At 59.8% G+C, this 1,656-nt stretch carries 4 protein-coding genes; all 4 read right to left on the reverse strand.

The annotated features are described in order from the left end of the window. Positions 1–246 (reverse strand): DUF5675 family protein (locus tag XANALMUS060_RS17005; RefSeq protein ID WP_200894110.1); only part of this gene is annotated, 246 nt, incomplete at its 3' end. Then, positions 243–479 (reverse strand): DUF5675 family protein, encoded by a 237-nt coding sequence (locus tag XANALMUS060_RS17010; protein ID WP_045739450.1) that lies wholly within the window; start codon positions 477–479, stop codon positions 243–245. The genes XANALMUS060_RS17010 and XANALMUS060_RS17005, both read right to left, overlap by 4 nt. After that, the gene (locus tag XANALMUS060_RS17015; RefSeq protein ID WP_045739451.1) at positions 476–766 is read right to left on the reverse strand and encodes a hypothetical protein; all 291 of its coding nucleotides are present in this window, start codon (positions 764–766) and stop codon (positions 476–478) included. The genes XANALMUS060_RS17010 and XANALMUS060_RS17015 overlap by 4 nt, the downstream gene beginning before the upstream one ends. 150 nt (positions 767–916) lie before the next feature. Next, on the reverse strand, positions 917–1,468 hold the full coding sequence (locus tag XANALMUS060_RS17020; protein ID WP_082065259.1) for a 2OG-Fe(II) oxygenase: 552 nt from the start codon (positions 1,466–1,468) through the stop codon (positions 917–919). Positions 1,469–1,656 lie beyond the last annotated feature (188 nt).

The following is a 1,656-nucleotide window of genomic DNA, read 5'->3' on the forward strand; positions in this document are numbered from 1 at the left end:
GGTTAGCGTCACGCGGCTGTCGAGGATCGCAAGTTGAGCGCCCCCGTCGTCGTTGACCAGCGCTCCGTAGCGGCTACCGACCAGCGTGCATCCATGTACCTGGGTTTCCATGCCTTGAGCTACATTGCCGGCAAAATTTCCGCAGTGGATCAGGCAGTTCTTCCGTCCGTGCTTGTCCTCCAGGCGCAGCACGTCGCAGTCGAGGTGATCGGAGTGCCAGATCGTGGCGCTGTAGTGGTCGTTCATGATGCAGGATACGCCTGGCGCGTTGTCTTGCCATGGTCGCAGTCGAGGTGATCGGAGTGCCAGATCGTGGCGCTGTAGTGGTCGTTCATGATGCAGGATACGCCTGGCGCGTTGTCTTGCCATGGCAGTTCCAGGGTGTCGCAGGTAAATGCATGGCCAGCATCGTTGGTGGCGATCAACTCGCCGGGCGTGCCATTGGGTGTGGAGTGTTTTCGGGTGATTACGATGTTCATTTGAAGCTTCCGCTCTTGGTAAAGGTATAGCCGGCCAGCGCGAGCAGGCGGGTGATTACGATGTTCATTTGAAGCTTCCGCTCTTGGTAAAGGTATAGCCGGCCAGCGCGAGCAGGCCGGCCGGCGATCAGGATGCGTTTTGTCCAGCCCACCACGCCGCGTCCTATCACGCGTTCGAACTGAGCCTGTAGTGCGTCGGACAGTGCTTGAGACAGCAAAGGCGCGGATTTTTCGAATGCCTCGCACAGCGCGTCCGCCAATGCCTGTCGGTCGCTTTCCGACAGCACGCCGCAGGCATGGCGTGTCGTTGGTTTTTAGGCTATGCAGCTGTTCAATAGGACGGCCGCATTCACAGACATCATTCATGTTTGATTCCTCTGGTTGAAACGTGAAATGCGGCCTTAGTTGCAAAGGCCAGTGTTAGTGGGCGGTCAGCCCTATCGTGGGTAGCGCCCCTCGCGTAGCCACTTGACGGCGATCCACTTCTCGCCGTCGATGACCGCATTGCCGCCGTGTAGCGTCAGAGGATCGGGCTGGTCGTCTGCCGTGCGGTAAGAGAAAAAGCAGGCATTGCCCTGGACGGCTGCCACCTTGATACCTGCACGGGGGAACTCCGTCTCCCCGCCGAGGGGAACGGTGTTCAGATAGGCGATGAACGTGGCGATGCGTTGCCCGCCCAATTCCGGTCGGACGATGTTGGCCGAGCTTGGACTCTCCGGTGGAAAGTAGTCCCAATGCGGGATGTACGTGGCGATGCGTTGCCCGCCCAATTCCGGTCGGACGATGTTGGCCGAGCTTGGACTCTCCGGTGGAAAGTAGTCCCAATGCGGGATGTAGTGCTGTCCCGGCAGGTAGTGCAGCACCTGCAGACCTTCGCCGTTTTCCACTGGGATGCCGGTGAGTTCGGCGATGCGCTGCTCGATGTTGGCCACAAGCGCCACTTCTGCGCGCGAAAAATGGCAACCGGAACTGGTACGTGCGTGTCTCATCGATGCGCGTCCCCTGCGCGTGATGCACGACGGAGGACCGTTTCATTCGTGGTCCGGCCAGATCGATCAGATCGCGGCAATCGACTTGGTCCAAAAATCCGCCTAGCACGACGACGTTGGGAGACTGGACCGCCATCAGTACCTGGTGCGCCCGTCCGCCGGCACACAGTTGTGCATCGGGATAGGTC

Origin of the sequence: Xanthomonas sp. MUS 060 (assembly GCF_000963215.1) — a bacterium.
GTDB lineage: Bacteria > Pseudomonadota > Gammaproteobacteria > Xanthomonadales > Xanthomonadaceae > Xanthomonas_A.

Coding starts and splice junctions, on each gene's coding strand:
- XANALMUS060_RS17010 (WP_045739450.1), bottom strand. CDS start 479: ATGAACATCGTAATCACCCGAAAACACTCCACACCCAATGGCACGCCC.
- XANALMUS060_RS17020 (WP_082065259.1), bottom strand. CDS start 1,468: ATGAGACACGCACGTACCAGTTCCGGTTGCCATTTTTCGCGCGCAGAA.